A 19,693-nucleotide genomic window follows, 5' to 3' on the forward strand; every position below is an offset into this window, starting at 1 on the left:
CATGAAACCACTTACTTCAAATGGACGATTTGATCACATCATGCAAAAGCTTGGGCCATTCTTAGGACTCATCATCCTTGTTGCCATTGTTTCTATTTTAAACCCGGCCTTTTTAGAGCCATTAAACATCTTAAACTTACTGAGACAAATCTCCATTAATGCCCTCATTGCCTTTGGCATGACGTTTGTTATTTTAACTGGAGGTATTGATTTATCAGTCGGTGCTATTCTTGCACTGTCCAGTGCCCTGACTGCCGGCTTTATCGTTTCTGGCATGGATCCGATTTTAGCCATTATCGTCGGCTGTATCATCGGTGCCGTTCTTGGGATGATCAACGGTCTTTTAATCACAAAAGGCAAGATGGCTCCATTTATCGCAACGCTTGCCACGATGACAATTTTCAGAGGTTTGACACTCGTTTATACAGACGGAAACCCGATTACTGGGCTTGGCTCTAACTATGCCTTTCAGTTATTCGGCCGCGGATATTTCTTAGGCATTCCTGTTCCAGCGATCACGATGCTTCTCACCTTTATCGTACTTTGGGTACTGCTTCATAAAACACCTTTCGGCAGAAGAACATATGCCATCGGCGGGAATGAAAAGGCGGCTCTCATCTCAGGAATCAAAGTACCACGCGTGAAAATTATGATCTATTCATTAGCAGGCTTCATGTCTGCCTTAGCAGGTGCGATCTTAACATCTCGCCTAAATTCAGCGCAGCCAACAGCTGGTACGTCCTATGAGCTTGATGCCATTGCTGCCGTCGTACTTGGCGGGACAAGCCTGTCCGGTGGAAGAGGACGAATTGTCGGCACACTCATCGGGGTGCTCATTATCGGTGTCCTGAACAATGGTATGAACTTACTTGGCGTTTCATCATTCTATCAATCTGTTGTGAAAGGGATTGTCATCTTGATTGCAGTCCTATTAGACAGAAAGAAATCTGCTTAAGGAGGCAGCCGCTATGAAAAAATATCTTATTCTCATCCTGACTCTCTCATTGTTCATGCTTTCTGCCTGCTCACTTGAAGCGCCGGAGTGGGCCAAGTCATCAAAGGATGGCAAGAAAAAGGACATCAAAATTGGGCTGTCGATCTCGACGTTAAATAACCCATTCTTCGTTTCTCTGAAAAACGGTGTGACAAAAGAAGCGAAAAAGCTAGGCATTGAAGTCGTGATTGCAGATGCACAAAATGATTCAGCTAAACAAACAAGTGATGTTGAAGACCTTATTCAGCAAGGCGTCGACGCATTGCTCATCAACCCAGCGGATTCATCTGCCATATCAACCGCTGTCGAATCAGCAAACGCTTCTGATATACCTGTCATCACATTAGACCGCTCAGCCGAAAGTGGAAAGGTAGAAGCACTTGTCGCCTCAGATAACGTCAAAGGCGGAGAAATGGCAGCTAAATTTATCATTGACAAGGTTGGCAAAGGAGTAAAAGTCGCTGAATTAGAAGGCGTACCAGGCGCTTCCGCTACACGTGAGCGTGGAAAAGGATTCCATCAAATAGCGGATAAAGATTTAAAAGTGACAGCAAAACAAGCTGCTGACTTCGACCGGACAAAAGGACTGAATGTCATGGAAAACCTCCTTCAAGGAAACCCTGACATCAAAGCCGTTTTTGCCCACAATGATGAAATGGCACTTGGCGCACTAGAAGCGATTCAAAGCTCTGGGAAAAACATTCTTGTCGTTGGCTTTGACGGAAACGAAGATGCACTCAGCTCAATTAAAGCAGGAAAGCTCTCTGCAACGGTTGCGCAGCAGCCAGAGCTGATCGGTCAACTGGCAGTCGGTGCTGCAAACGATGTATTAAAAGGGAAAACGGTACAAAAGAACATCGCAGCCCCACTCAAACTAGAACAGAAGAAATAAACAGAAAACCCCCGATTTCCCTCGGGGGTTTTCCTATTATTGTGGTCTTTTCAGCACAAATGACGTGCCTAAATGGGCATAATCATTACCTGCTAGGCGAGCGACTGGTTTCAGTTCATTAGTAGAAACATAGCCTTTTTCTGCATCATAAACAGCCTCATCTAAATGTGCACATACAACCCGGCCAATGATATGATCAACTGTGATCTCCCCTTCATCATTTTGAAAGGTCAGATGTTTTTCCAGCTGACATTCAAAACGAATGCGCGCTTCTTTGATTCCCGGCACTGAAATGACATGACTCTCTACTTGATGAAGTCCGGTGCGATCCAGCTCACTCTCTTCCCGAGGCAATGTAGCAGCTGTTTCATTAATATCTTCTATCATGTCTTCATCACTCACATGGACGACAAACTCTTTCTTATCGATGATATGCTGCGCAGTATCTTTCATCTGACCATCACGTCGTCCGATAGAAACCGCAATGAGCGGCGGGTGTCCGCTGATGACATTAAAGAAACTAAATGGTGCGGCATTGACGACATTTTCTTTAGATAGACTTGTAATAAATGCAATCGGTCTAGGAACGATAGATCCAGATAATAATTTATATGCCTCTTTTCGTGACAGCTGATCCATTAGCAATGTAATCAATTCAGGTACGCCTCCTTTTAATGTAACGACATCATACCATAACCCTTTCTCTATACCTCTTATTCCAGCTCGGTGCGATGCAGGATATGGTGTACCAGATGAAATAAAGCAGGATTATGATTTTCCCGTCTATAGGAAATCGTCCATTCCGCCAGAAGCTGTTCATCCTCAATGGCCCGATATACAACATCCAGATTAAATAAACGCCGGGCTGATTTTGGAATCACTGCAATACCGATTCCTGCTGTGACGAGGCCAATGATCATTTGATATTCCGCCGCTTCCTGCACGATATTTGGAGAAAACCCGTACTTTTCACATAGCAGGACAAAGTGCTGATAAAGAGACGGCCATGATTCCTGTGATAAAGAAATAATCGGTTCATGACGGATATCTTCAATCGTGACCGTCTCTTTTTGAGCCAATCGATGATTTTTTGGAATCGCAAAAATACATTCACTCTGCTTCATCAAACGACTAACTAGCTCTTCATGCGGCGATGTAGGATGTAAAAAACCGATATCAATCTCACCATTTAAAAGTGCTTCTAGCTGCTGCGGGACAGAAAGCTGCTGCAGCTCAATACTGACAGAGGGATACAGCTCCCTGAATTCACGTACAACGGGCGGCAGAATATCATATGTTGCCGTTCCAACAAAACCTATGATGATTTTCCCCAGCTCTCCTCTTGCTGTATGACGGGCATGATCAACCGCTTTATCAAGCTGCTGCAGCACTCCCCGAACCTCATGTAAAAAGACCTTTCCAGCTGCTGTTAGCTCCACCACCCGCTTCGACCGGTGAAATAAAGGAAAACCCAATTCTTCCTCAAACTGCTTAATTTGCTGACTAAGTGGAGGCTGTGTCATATTCAACCGCGCGGCTGCTCTGCCAAAATGCAGCTCCTCCGCTACTGTGACAAAATACTGCAAATGTCTCAGTTCCATCCTTTCACTCCTCACACACTTATTCGTGAAACATATCAAAACCACGTTAAACATATATTGGAAAATTTATTTTATGAAATGTATAGTAAATCATATCATGAAAATATATTTTCATAAAAAATTTTACTTGCCGAAAGGAGTGCGGGGTAAATGAAATCTCAAGCACAACCCCTAACAAGACGAGGAGCAGAATTGATTGTTGATACGCTGATTGCTCAAGGTGTGACCCATGTTTTTGCGATTCCAGGTGCAAAAATTGACGCTGTATTTGATGTATTAAAAGACAGAGGTCCAGAGCTTGTCCTATGCAGACACGAACAAAATGCAGCCTTTATGGCAGCTGCTGTCGGACGATTAACGGGCAAACCAGGTGTTTGTCTCGTCACATCAGGTCCTGGTGCATCTAATTTAGCAACAGGTCTATTAACAGCCAATACAGAAGGTGATCCTGTTGTCGCAATCGCTGGAAACGTCATTCGTGCAGATCGTCTGAAACGAACACATCAATCACTCGACAATGCGGCATTATTCAAACCAGTCACAAAATATAGCGTTGAAGTACAAGACGTTCATAATATACCAGAAGCATTAACAAATGCTTTTCGCGCGGCACAAAAAGGGCAGGCTGGAGCAGCATTTATCAGCTTTCCACAAGATGTCGTGACAGAACACACCACACAAACACCAGTGTCTGCTCACCCTTCTCCAGAATTAGGTCCTGCACCAGATGCTCTCATCAGTTCGGCTATCGCCAAAATTCAAAATGCACACTTACCTATTGCGATTGTGGGAATGAAAGCTAGTCGTCCAGCTGCTGCAAATGCCACAAGAGCATTATTAAAAACACTTGGTATCCCATTTGTTGAAACGTACCAAGGAGCCGGCGTTCTCTCAAGAGAGCTCGAGTCTCAATATGTAGGCAGAATCGGCTTATTCCGTAATCAGCCGGGTGATCTTCTCATTGAACATGCAGATGTCCTTTTGACCATTGGCTTTGATCCAATTGAATATGATCCGAAGCATTGGAACCTTCAGCCGCAGCAGCGTCAGATCATCCATGTTGATGACATGCAGGCAGATATTGACCATTTTTATGAGCCAGCGCTTGAGCTTGTAGGCAATATTTCTGAAACCGTCAAACATCTAGCGCATGACAGTGTTCCCCTTTCTCTAAGCAAAGAGAACATAGAATTCGTCACTGAATTACAGGAGCTATTAAGCAACATTGAAAAGACACCAGAAAGAGAAAGTCATCGATCTCACCCGCTGGATGTCATTCATACATTGAGACGTCTGATTCCTGATGACACGAAGGTCACGTGTGATATCGGATCTCACGCGATTTGGATGTCCCGTCACTTCCGCGTCTATGAACCGAACTCATTCCTGGTGAGTAACGGCATGCAAACATTAGGCGTCGCATTACCATGGGCAATTGCGGCTTCTATCATGAATCCAGATGAAAAGATTATCTCGGTCTCAGGTGATGGCGGTTTTCTCTTCTCCGCAATGGAGCTAGAAACAGCAGTCCGGAAGAAAACAAACCTCGTTCACCTTGTTTGGAACGACAGCACATACGACATGGTCGCGTTCCAGCAGGAAATGAAATATGACCGTACATCCTGCGTTGAATTCGGGCAGATCGATTTAGTGAAATATGCGGAAAGCTTTGGAGCGACTGGACTAAGGGTCAACTCACCTGAGGAGCTTTCAACCGTCCTTCAAAAGGGTATAAACATAGAAGGACCCGTGATTATTGATATTCCGATTGACTATCAAGACAACCCTGACCTCGCCAGTCAAAAATGGCCAGAAGTCTTTCGCAAGAAACATGCAATGAACGTCAGATAAGACTTCGATACATTACATTAAAGGAGTGAGCGGTTATGGGTATGATGCACCCAATGAATCAACAGAATGACACAAGACAGCATGACAAACAGCAAGAGGTCTATCAAGTATCGACAATGACCTCCCTGCTGGAAGCCGTATATGATGGAGATTTCTCCCTCGCACATATTCCTGAACACGGTGATTTTGGCATCGGTACATTCAATCAATTAGATGGAGAACTGATCGGCTTTGACGGCGCATTCTACCGGCTGCGCTCGGACGGAACAGCGACACCGGTCACCAATCAAGATTATTCACCATTCTGCTCTCTAGCATTCTTTGAAACAGATATCGTTCATCGAATTGATGCACCTATGACGTCTAAAGAACTTGAAGAAGAAATCGACCGCATTTTACCAAGTAAAAATATCTTTTATGCGGTCCGCATTGATGGATCATTCAAAAAGGTTCAAACACGTACGGTTGAAAAACAGGAAAAACCTTACGTTCCAATGGTAGAAGCAGTCAAGTCTCAGCCTATTTTCGACTTCGAGGATATTCAAGGCACGATCGCAGGCTTCCGTACACCGCAGTATGCACATGGCATTGCGGTGAGTGGATATCATCTTCATTTTATTGATGAAGATCGAAGTGTTGGCGGACACGTATTTGATTACACCGTTGATCAAGTCACCATCCGCATTTCTCAAAAACGCCATATGAATTTACACCTGCCAAATACGCAGGAATTCTTCCAAGCAGACATTGATCGTGCTGATCTTGCACAGCAAATTGCCAGTGCAGAAAGCAGCCCGGATCAATAAATGAAGACACCCCGATGAGATCGGGGTGTTTTTTTATGCACAAAGATGTTTTCTCGCACGTAATGTTTTCGTTTCGATACCAAAATAGAAATCATCCATTCTATTCGTAATAAAATATGATAGAATATCAACAGAAGAAAGGTGGTTATACGGTGTCAAAAGACTATAGCATTCCAAACCTAACATTAGACGAAAGAGATAAACAAATTTTATCCCTATTACACGAGGATGGGCGCATGTCTTATACAGATCTCGGCAAACAGGTCGGTCTGTCACGTGTTGCCGTACAAGCCCGCATTCAGCAGCTCATTGAAGCAGGAGTCATTGAACGATTCACCGCTGTAATTAACCCCGCGAAGGTCGGCATTCATGTCTCTGTCTTCTTTAATGTAGAGGTAGAGCCGAAATTTTTAGAAGCGGTAGCCCTTCAGCTTGAAAAGGAAACGGCTGTCACAAGCCTTTACCACATGACAGGACCAAGCAAGCTGCATATGCATGGCATTTTTCAACATGAACAGGAAATGGAGACTTTCCTGACAAAAAAGCTATACCCGCTAGAAGGCGTTGTCAGTGTGGACTGCCAAATGCTCATTAAACGATACAAAAGCCGCATGGGCATGAAATTGTAGACAGGAGTTGAACCACTTGCAATCATATATCGAACTCACTATCGCTATGGTGCGAACCGGTATTCTCGGTTTTGGCGGAGGCCCTTCCGTCATACCGCTTATTCGCCATGAAGCGGTGGTGAAATACCAATGGATCAACGATGACGAATTCGGAGAAACACTCGCCATCGCCAATGCATTACCAGGCCCGATCGCTACGAAAATGTCAGCATACCTCGGCTATCGATTAAAGGGCGTATCTGGCGCAATTGTCGCCACAGCTGCTCATATTTTACCAACATGTCTCGCCATGGTAGCCCTTGTCACACTTGTCAGCGTTTTAAGCTCCTCACAAATCATTCAAAATATGATTGGCGCTGTGACCCCTGTCATTGCCGTGCTGCTCGGCATCATGGCATATGAGTTTGGACAAAAAACGCTGAAAGGCTTCGGCATGATCTTCGGGATCGTTCTATTTCTTCTTGCCTTTATTGGGCTGCAAGTGCTGTCCATTCATCCAGGAATTATTGTCATGATCTTTTTACTTTATGGCGCCTTTCATTTTAAACTGAAAAATCGCTGGAATCGGCCAAATAAAGAGAAAGGAGTATCTTCATGATGCTGATTCTCTTTTTATTCTGGGCATTCTTTTTATCCAATCTATTAGGATATGGCGGTGGCCCTGCATCCATCCCGCTCAATTATGAAGAAATCGTCAATCATTTTCATTGGATGACGAACGAAGGATTCTCCAATATGCTGGCTTTAGCCAATGCACTGCCGGGGCCAATCGCTACGAAGATTGCAGCATATGTCGGCTATGACGTCATGGGCTGGCCAGGCTTTATCGTGGCACTGCTTGCAACTGTCCTGCCATCCGCTGTTGGGCTGATTTTATTGCTCAAGCTGATTGACCGCTTTCGTCAATCTCCCGTCGTAAAAGGCATGACCTTATCCGTTCAGCCTGTCATTGCGATGATGATGCTTTTATTAACATGGGAAATCGGCGGAGATGCTGTGAAAGCCATCGGCTGGACGCAATCGCTCGCCATTGCTGCGATCTCCTTTTTCTTGATGACCAAATTCAAGCTGCACCCTGCTTTTCTGATTGTGGCTGCATTTTTATATGGCGGATTCATTCTGCCGCATTCATAAAAACCGATAACATTCACTGTTATCGGTTTTCTTTTACATATAAATTGGAGAAACTGATCTGCGCCCAATCGAATGATACTCGACCCCTGCTTGTTCTGCCTCTTCAAGTGTATGACAGTTTCGTCCATCGAAAATAAGCGGCCGCTTCATCCATTTCTTATAGGAAGCGAGTGGAAACGACTGAATATCCGCCCATTCTGTTAATAGACAGACCGCATCGGCATCCTTGATCGCTTCCTCAATCGTTTGAGCAAATAAGACTTGATCCGGCAGCTCGCGAGCTGCATGCCGGGCAGCAACAGGATCATATGCCACAAGCTCCGCACCTAATTGATGGAGCTCATGAGCGATCGGAATAGATGGCGCCTCCCTCATATCATCTGTATTCGGTTTAAAGGACAGACCAAGAAGCGCAATTCGCTTCCCTTCAAGAGCTGCCCCCAGCCGCTCCTGAATATTGCGGATAAAACCTGCCCGCTGCTCATTATTTACTTTGATGACAGCCTTTAACAGCTCAAAATCATGGGACACATGCCCTGCAATTTGGACAAGGGCATTTGTATCCTTTGGAAAACAAGAACCTCCGTAGCCAATGCCCGCTCTGAGAAAGGAAGAACCGATCCGCTGATCTAGCCCCATTCCCTGCGCCACCCATTCAACATCAGCCCCTGTTTTTTCACAAATGGAGGCAATCTCATTCATAAAGCTGATTTTTGTCGCAAGAAATGCATTTGATGCATACTTGATCATTTCAGCACTTTTACGGTCTGTTTTCACCAACGGAAGGTGGAAATCAGCATACATGTCCTCTAACTTGTCTAATACGGCTTTTGTTTCAGCTCCAATCACTAGCCGATCCGCCCTCAATGTATCTGAAATGGCAGAGCCTTCCCGTAAAAATTCTGGGTTAGATGCAATCGCTAGTGGCTCCTTCCGTCCTAATTCTTGATGGATCAACTGATCGATTTGATCACCCGTTCCGACAGGCACCGTACTTTTCACCACAAGAATCGCCCCTGACTTTGCTTTTAAGCCCATCTCTTTTGCAGCCTGAAACACATACTGTAAGTCAGCTTGGCCATCTGCCTGCTGCGGGGTGCCGACTGCAATCATTAACACATCTGCCCGCGGGTAGGCTTCCGCTCCATTTATGTGAAAATGAATTCGTCCCTGCTCAAGGTTGCGCTTCAATAGCTCTTTTAACCCTGGCTCATACATTGGGGGGGTTCCCTGTTTCAGCTGCATGACCTTTCGGCGGTCAATATCAATACACGCCACATCATGACCTGCCTCCGCTAAACACACACCTGTCACAAGCCCCACATACCCACAGCCTGCAATCGCAATATTCATGACTCCATCAGCTCCCCATACTCCTTATGCTTGTAATGACATCGTATGCCGGGAGCGTTCATTCCATTCTTAAAAGCATACAAAAACCCCCTGCCATCACTAGCAGGGGGTCACTTTTATGAAACAAGACCATTTCGAATATGAGCAATCAGATTTTCAAGCATTTCTTTTGTTGTGACATCATTTGAATTTTCACCAATATCATGAGCGTACATCAAAATCTTTAAAAACTCTTCTTGATTTAAACCCTTATTATCCATGTCTGTATCCTTTCGATTCCACTAATTTCATTATTATATGCTGTAAGGTTGGTTTATGCAATACTCTATTACATCATTCGACAGCTTTTGAAATTTATGACCATTTTCATGAAAAACTTTTTTATAAATCCCCATTGAGCTATAATAAAAGAATTGGAATCTTTTACTTGGTTAGGAGCGGATCAAATGCTTCAGCACAACATCAACGAAGAAGAAATCAAACAAACAGCCGAACAGATCAAAGAACTTCTTCCTGCAACAGATGAAAACAAACAACTCATCAAAAAAGCATTGATTACTTATAGACAGGACAGCGTATATCGGCTCAAGCAAGAGTCTGATACCGAATGGTCAGCTTATGTACATGATGTCGTGGCAGCAAGAGTCCACCTTCATGTGCTGTTTCCTGTGAGAAGCAGCTGCTCATGTCCAGCAGATGGACTTTGTAAACACATTCTTGCTGTCTTCTTTTCGCTATACGCTCAAGTAGAGAGTGTGACCGGGTTTACAGAACATTGGTCAGAAAAGGATGAATTACAGCGCAGCAAAGAACTGATTCGCCAGCACTTCCAAGTGAAGCGCCCAGACGAACAATCACTCCAAAGCTGGCTGACTTTTTTTCAAGAGGAATTTAACCTCTGGCTGAAACGGACACCGAAGCACCAGCAAACACCGCAGCATTTATATTACGGCTATTTATCGATCCTAAAAAAACACGCACCTGCTTCACCTGAATTCAAGAGCTTGTATGCGATTCATACGTCGATCGATGTATGGCTGAGGCTTCATGAACTCGTCGACCTCGGCCGGCTTGATGCCGAAAAAGACTTTTATTCCATGAATCCCTATGTAGAACAGCTCATGAACACCATTTTCGATTCAGTGGATCATTTGAAGACATACGCCCTTTCCTTTTCCCTCGATCCGTTTCTTGAAAACACACCAACTGCCGTTCGCACACTTCTTCAAATCAATGGACCTTTCCAGCATGAACGAGTAGCGGTCTTTATGGAGATTTGGGGCACCATATTAAATAGAGGGAAATGGGTCAAAAAAGAAACAGAATTACTAAAGAGCGCCCAGAAGAAAGAACAAACGGTTGAACGTACCATCGGGCTGATGCACATGGATTATTTACTGAAAGAAGACGAAAGCCTCTTTCAGCAATTACAGCTGCTCAATGCGGATATGCTGCCAAATGTGCTCAATTGGCTGAAGGATCTCACAAACCGAAAGGACTGGAAGCGGCTCAAGCTCTGGTATCATGAAATCACCTATATATTAGAGGAATATTGCCAGCTCGACCTTTCCTACAGAGAACTGCGGGGAGCCGTCAGTGATTTCTTCTTTTATTTAGATGCATACTTTAAGCAGACGAAGGATCATCATTTATATGAACGTTATCTCCAAATCTGTATGCCCTATGCGTTTACAGAATACAGTCAGCTCTTGTATGCACAGCAGCGTTATGCGGAATGGATTGAGATTCACAGCCTTGTTGGTTTCTCCATTAGTGAACTGGAGAAGGATTTGATCAAACAGATTGCAAAAGAGGAGCCGGAAGCCCTCATTCCATCGTACCACCGTGAAATCTCACTTCTTCTCGATCAAAAGAATCGAAGTGCTTATCGAGAGTCTGTGAAAATGCTGAAGAAACTGCGCACGCTTTATCATAAAACGAAAAAAACCGTGATCTGGGAAAGGTATGTAAAGCAGCTGCAAGATTCAACAAAACGGCTGCGTGCGTTCCAAGAGGAAATGAAGAAAGGAAAATTGATTGATGACACGCCATAAACAAATTGTCATTCATGCAGAACAAACTGAAGATTTCTCTTTCACCATTTCAGCGCAAGCAGAGGACGGACACCCTGTTCCGCTTAATGAAATGAAGAGGCAGCTTTTCCAATGGCACGAATCTTCTTTCTACGGAACATTTTTAGAAGATGTCAGCTTTATTGGCACTCCTGCCTTTCTGTTAAGCCCTTGGATGACCGTTGAATTGCTAGGAAAAAATTCATTTAATACGTTTAGTCATGTGACATTATCGGATGAAACGGAACCACTGATGAAGACAGCCTCCACCATTTACGAATTCATCGAGGACGAAGATTTCGCTCCCGATTATGAGGCGTGGACAAAAGGCGAGCTTCGGTTTAAAGATAAAGAAGGCCTATTAGATGGTTATACGGCTGATTGGTTCTCCTTTGCTGTACAGGATTACATTCAGTATGATGATGCCTTGCAGCACAAATGGGAACTCATGAACGCACAATCGCCTGCGCTCTCAACCTTCCAAGGACATTTTCTAGATGAGCAGGATTTCTTAGAGACGATTGGCTGGATAGATGATGAGACGCCGTTCACTGTCGGCTTGCGCTTAAATGAACCGGATTTTGACGGAGATGATTGGAAAATCGAATTGTTTTTGCGGGACAAGAAAAACAGTGACCTTCACTTTTTTGAAGGCATTCGTTCATTGAAAAGGTCTTGGCATCCGTATCAAGATAAAATTTCAAGAGAGCTGGAACGATTCAGTCAAATTGTCCCTTGGCTTTCTTTCACATCTGGCACCACACTTATGTCAGAAGAAGAAGCATGGCTCTTCCTATCTGAAGCAAGTGAAACACTTGTCAATATGGGCATTGAGATTCTGCTCCCATCGTGGTGGCAAATTGTTAAAGACAGCACGATGATGTTAAAAGCAAGGATTTCTTCTACACCGCGAGGCGAATCGCATGTCGGAATGGACGCATTAATGGACTTTAATTGGCGCTTTGCTACAAACGGCATTGAACTGACAGAAGATGAGTTCAACGAGCTTGTCCAAAGCAAACGACGCCTTGTCAACATTCGAGGACAATGGATCAAAATAGACCCGACCTTCATTCAGCAAATGAAAAAGTGGATGGAGCGTGCCGAAAATGAAGGGCTTCACATGTCTGATATTTTGTCACGCGAACTGGCAGATCAAGAAGCTTCCTCTGAATCGATTCCAGAACTACTAGACAGTTCAGCATTTGCCCATATTCAATTTGAACTTTCATCGCAATTAAGAGGGCTTGTCCACCAATTAAATGATTCGCACGAGCTGCCTTCTTACGAAATGAGTGAGTCCTTCAAAGGCAAACTGCGTCCGTATCAGCAGCATGGCGTAAATTGGCTTTTATTTTTAAGATCTCATGGATTTGGGGCTTGTTTAGCAGATGATATGGGTCTTGGAAAAACGATTCAAATGATCGCGTATTTCACGTATTTGAAGGAGCAGGAGCAAAATGCCGCTCCCTCTCTCATCATTGCGCCGACCTCTGTTTTAGGAAACTGGCAGCGAGAGCTCGAAACATTCGCACCACATTTGAAGGTTGCCCTGCATTATGGCCCATCGCGTCCACAGGGAGAGGACTTCACAAAAACATATGAGTCAACAGATATTGTTTTGACGTCTTATGGACTCTCACATTCTGATCGTGATGAATTAACGGCAGCAAAGTGGAATACCATTTGCTTAGACGAAGCCCAAAACATCAAGAACGCCCATACGAAACAATCGAGAGCGATTAGACAGCTCAAAGGACAGCATCACATTGCCCTCAGCGGGACACCAATGGAAAACCGTTTGACAGAGCTTTGGTCCATATTCGACTTCGTCAACAAAGGATATCTCGGCAGCCTGACCAGCTTCCATAAAAAGTTCGTCCTTCCGATTGAAAAAGACCGTGAAGAAAAAAGAATTGAACAGCTCCAGCAGCTGATCAAACCATTTTTATTAAGACGAACAAAACAAGATGAAGAGGTTGCCCTGAACCTGCCTGAGAAACTCGAAGAAAAAGAATTCATTCCGCTCTCCGCTGAGCAGGCGTCTTTATATGAACAGCTCGTGAAGGATACATTTGAACACATGGCATCATTAACAGGGATGCAGCGAAAAGCCATTATTTTAAGTATGCTTGGCAGACTCAAACAGATTTGTGATCACCCTGCGCTCTATTTAAAAGAGAGCGGAACAGATGTGAAACTGCTGAAACGTTCGTTAAAAATGGATAAACTCGCAGAGCTGTTAAAAGTGATACATGAGCAAGGAGAAAGCTGTCTCATCTTTACGCAATATATTGAAATGGGCAACATGATCAAGCAGCTGGCAGAAAAGATGTTTGGAGAACCAGTCCAATTTTTAAATGGCAGTCTCTCAAAACAAGAGCGGGACAAAATGGTGGACCGCTTCCAGAAGAAAGAATTCAACATCTTAATTCTCTCTTTAAAGGCAGGAGGAACAGGACTCAATCTAACCGCCGCAAACCATGTCATTCACTACGATAGATGGTGGAATCCTGCTGTGGAAAACCAAGCAACAGACCGAGCTTATCGGATTGGACAAAAACGATTTGTTCACGTCCATAAGATGATCACAACGGGCACAATCGAGGAAAAAATCGATCAAATGCTCGAAACAAAACAAACATTAAATGATCAAATTATCCAAAGCGAAAGCTGGATTACAGAGCTATCGACAAACGAACTAGAAGACTTATTTACCTTAAGTGCCGCCGCTCAATCATCTTAATCACAGCAAAAAGAGGACTTTTCATTAATCTTGAGAAAAGTCCTCTTTTTCATTTCATATAACGTACGCTAAATGTTTAGTTTTTTCAATGCAGATTTCACATTCATATACGTATTTAATTCACGGAAGTCCTCTCTCATTTCTCCCATTTTCATTGCAAGATTCGGTTTAATTCCTGTCACAATGAGTTCAGTACCTGTCATTAAAATCAAATCGTTCAGCTTAAAGATCGCATCTGCCACAAATGAATCCACTTCTAATAATCCGGACAGATCGACAATAAAATAATCATCCTTGGATTGAGAGATATAGGTGGAAACCGTTGAAATAATCTTATCAAATCTTGGCGCTGTTAATGTACCAATGATCGGTAACACAGAGATACCATCTTTCACCGGAACGATTGGGACAGAAATATTCAGCACTTCATCAATTGATTGCTCAAGAAGCTCTTGCTGTTCCTTCTCTTTCGTGACATCCTTTTGCAGACCAACGAAATAAAGACGTTTCCCTTCATTTTCGTCAATCCAAAGAGGAGCAACACTTAACTCGTTCCAAAACATTTGTCCAGATTTTTTATAATTTTTCAGCTGAACAGTGACAGCCTCTTTGTTCTCAATGGCTGTTCTAATTTGTTTGAGAGCGATTTGTTCAGTTTCATCTCCCTGAAGGAAACGACAATTCCTCCCCAATACTTCGGTTTCTTGATAGCCTGTCATATCTAAAAAGCCCTTGTTCACATATATTAAAGGATTATCAGGTAAAGACGGGTCCGTCACCGTCAGGCCAACCTGAGTATAGTCCAAGGCTTCCTTGATTAAATGCAGATTTTCGGACTTATAAGATTCCAGCGCCATTCGTTTACTCTCCTTAGTTTCCTTACAAGCGGGTTATATTCTTAATTAAATTATATGATGTTCCACATCATGTGTAAATAGAAGTGGTTCTGAATTCCTCTTTTGTAGAATGCGCTTCATCCTATGTGATTTATACCGCGACATCTGATTCATCTATTTCAAAAGGTGCCGAATCATATGCGCCACACCATGTTCATCGTTTGATAACGTGACGTGATCAGCGATTTCTTTTATATCCTGCCTCGCATTCCCCATCGCAACCCCAACACCAGCAGCTTGAAGCATCGATTCATCATTTAAACTGTCTCCTACAGCCGCTGCCCTACTTAAAGGAATACCTAGTCTTTCTGCCAGCCTTGTTAATGCCTGCCCTTTAGACGCGTGCTTTGAACCAATTTCAAAGTTATGATCAGCCGAACTAACCAATGTTAAATCTGAATCATCACCAAACATATCCCATCCGGCTTTCAATCTGTCCTGAAAAAAAGAAAAACCTAAGATGTTGTAAAATGAAAGCTTTCGATCCTCACGAAACAATTCTTTATATGTATCAATATAAGAAAAACCTGACTGGCTGTATTGAACTTCTGCCGCTTGCTTTAAGACATTTTGATCCGTTTCTGGATTTGCACTTTTTAAACGGTCCATTTCAATCGCAAGAAGCTCTCTGCCGCGATTTGGTGTGAAAATGGCTTCGTTTGTAAAGACTTCATAATAATAATCACGTTCTTCCAGCCATGACAATATGTTTTTAGCCTTTTCTTCTAGTAAAGTAGCTGAATGGTACACTTGTCCAGTTGGATCATGAATCACAGCTCCATTGGCACTAATCACCCATGTATTCATACCAAGCTGGTCAAAAATAGACCTCACATCAAAATACGCTCTCCCTGTTGAAACGACAACCTCAATTCCATTCGCAGCTGCTTCCTTTAATGCCTGCTCGTTTTCCTGACTTACTTTGTGTTCACTATTCAATAAAGTGCCATCTAAATCCGTTGCGATTAATTGAATGTTTGTCATCGTTCTCTCCTTTTTGTCTTTATTTTCAACCGATATCCCGTTAACAAAATCCATCATCATTATGTAATGAGTATCCACTATTTGCAAGAGCTGATCGGTTAAACAGTGAATAAAAGGGTATCCGGCCACGCATTATGACCGGATACACACAAAGGGGATTCATAAGGGGACACATGACCTATACAAAGAAGCATTGGTTCTATTACGCAGTGTTCATATGCACAAGGCAGCATCTATCAGCTTTAGCTAGAGGGGGGCTGTCAGATGATAGACGTTACCTTTTGATCAGGACTTGCCTCCTTTCCTTTCAGCTACCCCTAGTCTACGGAGAAAGGCCTGATGTGACAAAACTTGAAAATAGCAAAATAGGCCTTCAAATTCTTTATATCCTCATTAATTTCTGTTTTTTACCGCTTGCGTATAAAACATCATCTTGTTTTGTTTGATGAAATACTTATTTTTCATAAATTGATAAAAAATATCTGAATGAATCCAATTACTAGAAGGCATGTGAATATAATCAGACCCGTCCCACGCAAACCAATAAAAACAAAGCCGTCCATCATGAACCGACAGCTGAAACTCAAAGCAGTCCATTTGATCCTCAGTGACATATTGAAACGTGAGTGACTCTCCTTCTTCCATATAGACATCACAAAATGAAAGAATGTCTCCCCACGAATAAACACGTATATCACTCTTTGCCTTCTCCTCGCCAATATGAATATTTCTCAATTGATAGGACTCCATAAAACATCTCCTTTCACTCATGTGCAGCTAGTTCTAAGCAGGCAGCGGTTTCATTTATACAGATGTTGTATGCTATAATAATACTTACGAATAATGAACGCTTGTGAGGTGATAAATATGAAAACCTTTAGGCTGATTGATTTAAAAATTGAACTTGACCCACAGCAAGATAAAATGTCCAGCATTCCCCTTTGTGACGGTTTAATCATTAATAAAGAAGACGGTGAAAATCACTGGATGATCGAGGCACTCATTCCAAAGAAACATAGACAGGTGTTTGAGGTACTCTTTCAGCAGCACACAGAAGTGAAGATTCTTGTAACGATCACTAAAGAAAACAACCGCCCTGTTCACCTATCTGTCCAAGTCAAAAACATCGTTGCCTTAGAAGAAAACATTTCTGTATTACTCGATGGTAAAATGATTACAAATCGTTACAGAACAGAAACTGAAGAAGTATTAAAAGACCTCGTCAAAGAGGGGCTTTCAGGAGAAAAACTACTAGATGCTTTTAAACAAAACACATAAAAAAGAGCGGGATCAGCCGCTCTTAGATTGTTGACAAAGGGCTAAAATGAACTTGATTTTAGCCCTTTGTCTTCTTTTCAGCGTGTTTGAAAACCTTTGAAGTCTAGGAAGGGCGAGTACTGGAACGGAGCGAATTTAACATTCGTGAGTACCGGAGCGCAGACCTGACACCGAATGCAAGGGTTTGTCTACACGCTGAGAGCGGGATCAGCCGCTCTTTTTTATTGCACATCTTTAGACTGGCTTTGATTTTTCAATAGATCTCTAATTTCAGTTAGTAAAACTTCCGTTTGATCCGGCGTTTCCACAACCTCTTCTTCCTCGACCTTTTTCCGTTTTAACTTATTCAAATAACGAATAAAGATAAAAATGGAAAACGAGATAATTAAGAAATCAACCACTGTTTGAATAAAGTTTCCATATAAAATTTGAGCAGCTCCGATTTTAATGGATAAACCGCTAAAATCATGCCCTCCAATAATAATACCGACAAGCGGCATGATTAAATCATTCACAAGAGAAGTGACAATTTTGCCAAATGCTCCCCCAATGATGACACCTACAGCCAAGTCAATGACATTGCCCTTGACGGCAAACTCTCTAAATTCTTTCAGCATCCTTTATCACCTTCATCTTTTTTTGTCTAATATGACGTTTTTTTGTCTAAATTGCAAGTCCTTATCCGTTCTAACTGAACGTTTCTAAATAAAAAAGCGATTCATGCTTGATGAACCGCCAGGAAAATCATGATACTTTAGGACCGATAGAAAATGTCAGTTCTGCTTCACATGCAACTTCGCCATCTACTGTCGCTACTGCTTTTCCTTTTGCAACCGGTCCGCGAAGGCGCGTCACTTCAACCTCTAAACGAAGCTGGTCTCCAGGCTTGACCTGTCTTTTAAAGCGGCAGGCGTCAATCCCTGCAAACAAACCAATTTTCCCTTTGTTTTCTTCCTTGCCTAACATAATCACACCAAAAACCTGTGCGAGTGCTTCTACAATAAGCACACCCGGCATGACTGGGTATCCTGGGAAATGGCCATTAAAAAATTCTTCATTTACTGTGACATTTTTAATCCCAACCGCTCTTTTTTCTCCATCAACCTCTAAAATACGGTCGACCAATAAGAATGGATAACGGTGTGGAATAATGTCTTGAATTTGCTGAGCATCAAGCATATCTTGATCTCTCCTTCTTTTCTATATCGCTGATCTTCATTTGATTCCTATAGAAGTATATTATGAATGCTGGCATTTTTCAATATTCGCCTTACGTATATGGTAAAAAATAGAATCTACCATTACCAATTGTCATCAAATATAATCCACACTACACTCATTGTTTTTTCACAAATATGGTAATATATATTACATCATTGAATAAATAAGAGGGTAAAAATGAACTTTATAAGCGATAAATCCATAAAAAAACTTCTCCATTCCTGGTATACAATGCTGAAGCATCGACATTTTTCGAAGGCTGAAGAAATCAAAAAAACACTACTAAAATATAAACGTAAATTATCAAAAAAACAGGAGCTCTATTTCCATTATCAGCTGATGCTTTTTCGTCATCAGCTCTGGATGAATCAGACAGAGGACTTAGAAAAACTCAAACACGAACTGCTGCCACACAAAGATGAAATGAACGAAGAACTGCAATATTATTTTTACTTCTTTCTCGGATTATATGAATCTTTAAAAAGTGATCAAAATGATGCGATTCATTATCTCGAAAAGGCAGAGGAACGACTGCCATTACTTAACGATGAACTAGAGGAAGCAGAATTCCATTTCCGTACAAGCGGTGTTTATTATAACAACCGTTACTCGTTGTTATCGATTCGCCATGTTCAAAAAGCCATGGATATTTTTGCAAAGCACGAAGACATCCACAGCATCTATCGGTGTAAAATTGTACTCGCTCTTAACTATAGCGACCAAAAAAAATATGAGGAAGCAGAAGCTATTTTCATCGAGATCATTGATTACGTGAAAAAGATTGATGATCAAGAGCTGCTCGGTATCGTTTATTATGACGCTGGCTTTATTCAATCGAGACAAAACCGTCACAAGGAAGCGCTGGACTACTTTAAAAAGGCGCTTCGTCTCCCAGCATACCGAAAGTCAGCACACTCCTATGTATCGTGCCTATACGAAACTGTGCGTTCCTGTTTTAAAGAAAATTTAACCGATGAAGGGATGAAGTATATTCAAAAAGGGCTGAAAGAAGCCGTTGCTTCGCAGTTTGATATATTAAGAATGAAGTTTCAAATCTTATCTCTTCTCTATAGCCAAACGCCAAAGGCAGATGAGCAGATCGCCACGCTCGTCACATGTCTTGAACGAAAAGAAGCCTGGATTGATCTTGAGGATCTGCTTGCTGATGTCTCAGATTTTTATAAAAAAAAGGGCGACTTTGAGCGAGCCGCCTTTTTTATCATGAGAGGCTGATAC

Annotated in this window: 20 protein-coding genes; 11 read left to right on the forward strand and 9 right to left on the reverse strand. The window is 42.5% G+C overall.

The window, feature by feature from the left end:
* Window position 1 precedes the first annotated feature (1 nt).
* Complete coding sequence (gene rbsC, locus MHI23_RS16780) at window positions 2-955, forward strand: ribose ABC transporter permease RbsC (RefSeq protein ID WP_024423678.1); 954 nt, start codon at window positions 2-4, stop codon at window positions 953-955.
* Window positions 956-968: 13 nt separating this feature from the next.
* Window positions 969-1,886 (forward strand): ribose ABC transporter substrate-binding protein RbsB, encoded by a 918-nt coding sequence (gene rbsB, locus MHI23_RS16785; protein WP_342492113.1) that lies wholly within the window; start codon window positions 969-971, stop codon window positions 1,884-1,886.
* Window positions 1,887-1,922: 36 nt separating this feature from the next.
* Here rbsB and MHI23_RS16790 read toward each other — a convergent pair whose 3' ends face one another.
* Together MHI23_RS16790 and alsR are read right to left on the reverse strand one after the other, a co-directional pair.
* Window positions 1,923-2,525, reverse strand: a complete 603-nt coding sequence (locus MHI23_RS16790; RefSeq protein WP_326349845.1) for a flavin reductase family protein — start codon at window positions 2,523-2,525, stop codon at window positions 1,923-1,925.
* Between the two features lie 74 nt (window positions 2,526-2,599).
* Window positions 2,600-3,487, reverse strand: a complete 888-nt coding sequence (gene alsR / locus MHI23_RS16795; protein ID WP_041108107.1) for an acetoin biosynthesis transcriptional regulator AlsR — start codon at window positions 3,485-3,487, stop codon at window positions 2,600-2,602.
* 150 nt (window positions 3,488-3,637) lie between these two features.
* Here alsR and alsS point away from each other — a divergent pair, with 150 nt between their 5' ends.
* The 5 genes from alsS (at window position 3,638) to MHI23_RS16820 (ending at window position 7,907) form a co-directional block, all read left to right on the forward strand.
* Entirely contained in the window at window positions 3,638-5,338 is a 1,701-nt protein-coding gene (gene alsS, locus MHI23_RS16800; RefSeq protein ID WP_342492114.1) for an acetolactate synthase AlsS, read from the forward strand.
* 35 nt (window positions 5,339-5,373) lie between these two features.
* Window positions 5,374-6,144: an acetolactate decarboxylase gene (gene budA / locus MHI23_RS16805; protein WP_024423683.1), complete on the forward strand. Its 771-nt coding sequence runs from the start codon at window positions 5,374-5,376 to the stop codon at window positions 6,142-6,144.
* A gap of 152 nt (window positions 6,145-6,296) precedes the next feature.
* Window positions 6,297-6,773 (forward strand): Lrp/AsnC family transcriptional regulator, encoded by a 477-nt coding sequence (locus MHI23_RS16810; RefSeq protein WP_024426311.1) that lies wholly within the window; start codon window positions 6,297-6,299, stop codon window positions 6,771-6,773.
* Window positions 6,774-6,789: 16 nt separating this feature from the next.
* Window positions 6,790-7,371 carry a chromate transporter gene (locus MHI23_RS16815; protein ID WP_120207856.1) on the forward strand — a complete coding sequence of 194 codons (582 nt, stop codon included), beginning with the start codon at window positions 6,790-6,792 and terminating at the stop codon, window positions 7,369-7,371.
* A complete protein-coding gene (locus MHI23_RS16820; RefSeq protein WP_024423686.1) occupies window positions 7,371-7,907 on the forward strand; it encodes a chromate transporter in 537 nt (178 codons plus the stop codon). Before MHI23_RS16815 ends, MHI23_RS16820 begins: the two co-directional genes overlap by 1 nt.
* A 33-nt stretch (window positions 7,908-7,940) precedes the next feature.
* Here the strand turns inward: MHI23_RS16820 and MHI23_RS16825 are convergent, their stop codons facing one another.
* Window positions 7,941-9,260: a UDP-glucose/GDP-mannose dehydrogenase family protein gene (locus MHI23_RS16825; protein WP_342492115.1), complete on the reverse strand. Its 1,320-nt coding sequence runs from the start codon at window positions 9,258-9,260 to the stop codon at window positions 7,941-7,943.
* A 116-nt stretch (window positions 9,261-9,376) separates the two neighbouring features.
* Window positions 9,377-9,520, reverse strand: coding sequence for a hypothetical protein (locus tag MHI23_RS16830; RefSeq protein WP_003214884.1), 144 nt, complete (start codon window positions 9,518-9,520; stop codon window positions 9,377-9,379).
* 186 nt (window positions 9,521-9,706) lie between these two features.
* On the opposite strand from MHI23_RS16830, the gene MHI23_RS16835 reads away from it, so the two are divergent.
* The gene (locus MHI23_RS16835; protein ID WP_024426314.1) at window positions 9,707-11,314 is read left to right on the forward strand and encodes an SWIM zinc finger family protein; all 1,608 of its coding nucleotides are present in this window, start codon (window positions 9,707-9,709) and stop codon (window positions 11,312-11,314) included.
* Window positions 11,301-14,078: a DEAD/DEAH box helicase gene (locus tag MHI23_RS16840; RefSeq protein WP_342492116.1), complete on the forward strand. Its 2,778-nt coding sequence runs from the start codon at window positions 11,301-11,303 to the stop codon at window positions 14,076-14,078. Before MHI23_RS16835 ends, MHI23_RS16840 begins: the two co-directional genes overlap by 14 nt.
* Window positions 14,079-14,146: 68 nt before the next feature.
* Here MHI23_RS16840 and MHI23_RS16845 read toward each other — a convergent pair whose 3' ends face one another.
* The 3 genes from MHI23_RS16845 to MHI23_RS16855 form a co-directional block, all read right to left on the reverse strand.
* Window positions 14,147-14,935, reverse strand: a complete 789-nt coding sequence (locus MHI23_RS16845) for an STAS domain-containing protein (protein ID WP_041087908.1) — start codon at window positions 14,933-14,935, stop codon at window positions 14,147-14,149.
* A 153-nt stretch (window positions 14,936-15,088) separates the two neighbouring features.
* Window positions 15,089-15,949, reverse strand: a complete 861-nt coding sequence (locus tag MHI23_RS16850) for a Cof-type HAD-IIB family hydrolase (RefSeq protein WP_219909111.1) — start codon at window positions 15,947-15,949, stop codon at window positions 15,089-15,091.
* Window positions 15,950-16,351: 402 nt separating this feature from the next.
* Complete coding sequence (locus MHI23_RS16855; RefSeq protein ID WP_041087904.1) at window positions 16,352-16,708, reverse strand: hypothetical protein; 357 nt, start codon at window positions 16,706-16,708, stop codon at window positions 16,352-16,354.
* A 117-nt stretch (window positions 16,709-16,825) separates the two neighbouring features.
* Between MHI23_RS16855 and MHI23_RS16860 the strand changes: the two genes are divergently transcribed.
* Entirely contained in the window at window positions 16,826-17,236 is a 411-nt protein-coding gene (locus tag MHI23_RS16860; RefSeq protein WP_047202524.1) for a YwpF-like family protein, read from the forward strand.
* 221 nt (window positions 17,237-17,457) lie between these two features.
* Here MHI23_RS16860 and mscL read toward each other — a convergent pair whose 3' ends face one another.
* Window positions 17,458-17,853 carry a large conductance mechanosensitive channel protein MscL gene (gene mscL / locus MHI23_RS16865; protein ID WP_024423693.1) on the reverse strand — a complete coding sequence of 132 codons (396 nt, stop codon included), beginning with the start codon at window positions 17,851-17,853 and terminating at the stop codon, window positions 17,458-17,460.
* A gap of 127 nt (window positions 17,854-17,980) precedes the next feature.
* Window positions 17,981-18,415, reverse strand: a complete 435-nt coding sequence (fabZ, locus tag MHI23_RS16870) for a 3-hydroxyacyl-ACP dehydratase FabZ (RefSeq protein WP_047202525.1) — start codon at window positions 18,413-18,415, stop codon at window positions 17,981-17,983.
* A gap of 219 nt (window positions 18,416-18,634) precedes the next feature.
* Here fabZ and MHI23_RS16875 point away from each other — a divergent pair, with 219 nt between their 5' ends.
* The gene (locus MHI23_RS16875; protein WP_047202526.1) at window positions 18,635-19,690 is read left to right on the forward strand and encodes a tetratricopeptide repeat protein; all 1,056 of its coding nucleotides are present in this window, start codon (window positions 18,635-18,637) and stop codon (window positions 19,688-19,690) included.
* Window positions 19,691-19,693 lie beyond the last annotated feature (3 nt).

Origin of the sequence: Bacillus sp. FSL M7-0003, from assembly GCF_038628485.1 — a bacterium.
GTDB classification, from domain to species: Bacteria; Bacillota; Bacilli; order Bacillales; family Bacillaceae; genus Bacillus; species Bacillus safensis.

Bases quoted from the DNA above. Each gene is read 5' to 3' on its own strand.
- rbsC (WP_024423678.1), top strand. From the start codon at position 2: ATGAAACCACTTACTTCAAATGGACGATTTGATCACATCATGCAAAAG.
- rbsB (WP_342492113.1), top strand. From the start codon at position 969: ATGAAAAAATATCTTATTCTCATCCTGACTCTCTCATTGTTCATGCTT.
- MHI23_RS16790 (WP_326349845.1), bottom strand. From the start codon at position 2,525: ATGGATCAGCTGTCACGAAAAGAGGCATATAAATTATTATCTGGATCT.
- alsR (WP_041108107.1), bottom strand. From the start codon at position 3,487: ATGGAACTGAGACATTTGCAGTATTTTGTCACAGTAGCGGAGGAGCTG.
- alsS (WP_342492114.1), top strand. From the start codon at position 3,638: ATGAAATCTCAAGCACAACCCCTAACAAGACGAGGAGCAGAATTGATT.
- budA (WP_024423683.1), top strand. From the start codon at position 5,374: ATGGGTATGATGCACCCAATGAATCAACAGAATGACACAAGACAGCAT.
- MHI23_RS16820 (WP_024423686.1), top strand. From the start codon at position 7,371: ATGCTGATTCTCTTTTTATTCTGGGCATTCTTTTTATCCAATCTATTA.
- MHI23_RS16825 (WP_342492115.1), bottom strand. From the start codon at position 9,260: ATGAATATTGCGATTGCAGGCTGTGGGTATGTGGGGCTTGTGACAGGT.
- MHI23_RS16830 (WP_003214884.1), bottom strand. From the start codon at position 9,520: ATGGATAATAAGGGTTTAAATCAAGAAGAGTTTTTAAAGATTTTGATG.
- MHI23_RS16835 (WP_024426314.1), top strand. From the start codon at position 9,707: ATGCTTCAGCACAACATCAACGAAGAAGAAATCAAACAAACAGCCGAA.
- MHI23_RS16840 (WP_342492116.1), top strand. From the start codon at position 11,301: ATGACACGCCATAAACAAATTGTCATTCATGCAGAACAAACTGAAGAT.
- MHI23_RS16845 (WP_041087908.1), bottom strand. From the start codon at position 14,935: ATGGCGCTGGAATCTTATAAGTCCGAAAATCTGCATTTAATCAAGGAA.
- MHI23_RS16855 (WP_041087904.1), bottom strand. From the start codon at position 16,708: ATGGAGTCCTATCAATTGAGAAATATTCATATTGGCGAGGAGAAGGCA.
- MHI23_RS16860 (WP_047202524.1), top strand. From the start codon at position 16,826: ATGAAAACCTTTAGGCTGATTGATTTAAAAATTGAACTTGACCCACAG.
- mscL (WP_024423693.1), bottom strand. From the start codon at position 17,853: ATGCTGAAAGAATTTAGAGAGTTTGCCGTCAAGGGCAATGTCATTGAC.
- fabZ (WP_047202525.1), bottom strand. From the start codon at position 18,415: ATGCTTGATGCTCAGCAAATTCAAGACATTATTCCACACCGTTATCCA.
- MHI23_RS16875 (WP_047202526.1), top strand. From the start codon at position 18,635: ATGAACTTTATAAGCGATAAATCCATAAAAAAACTTCTCCATTCCTGG.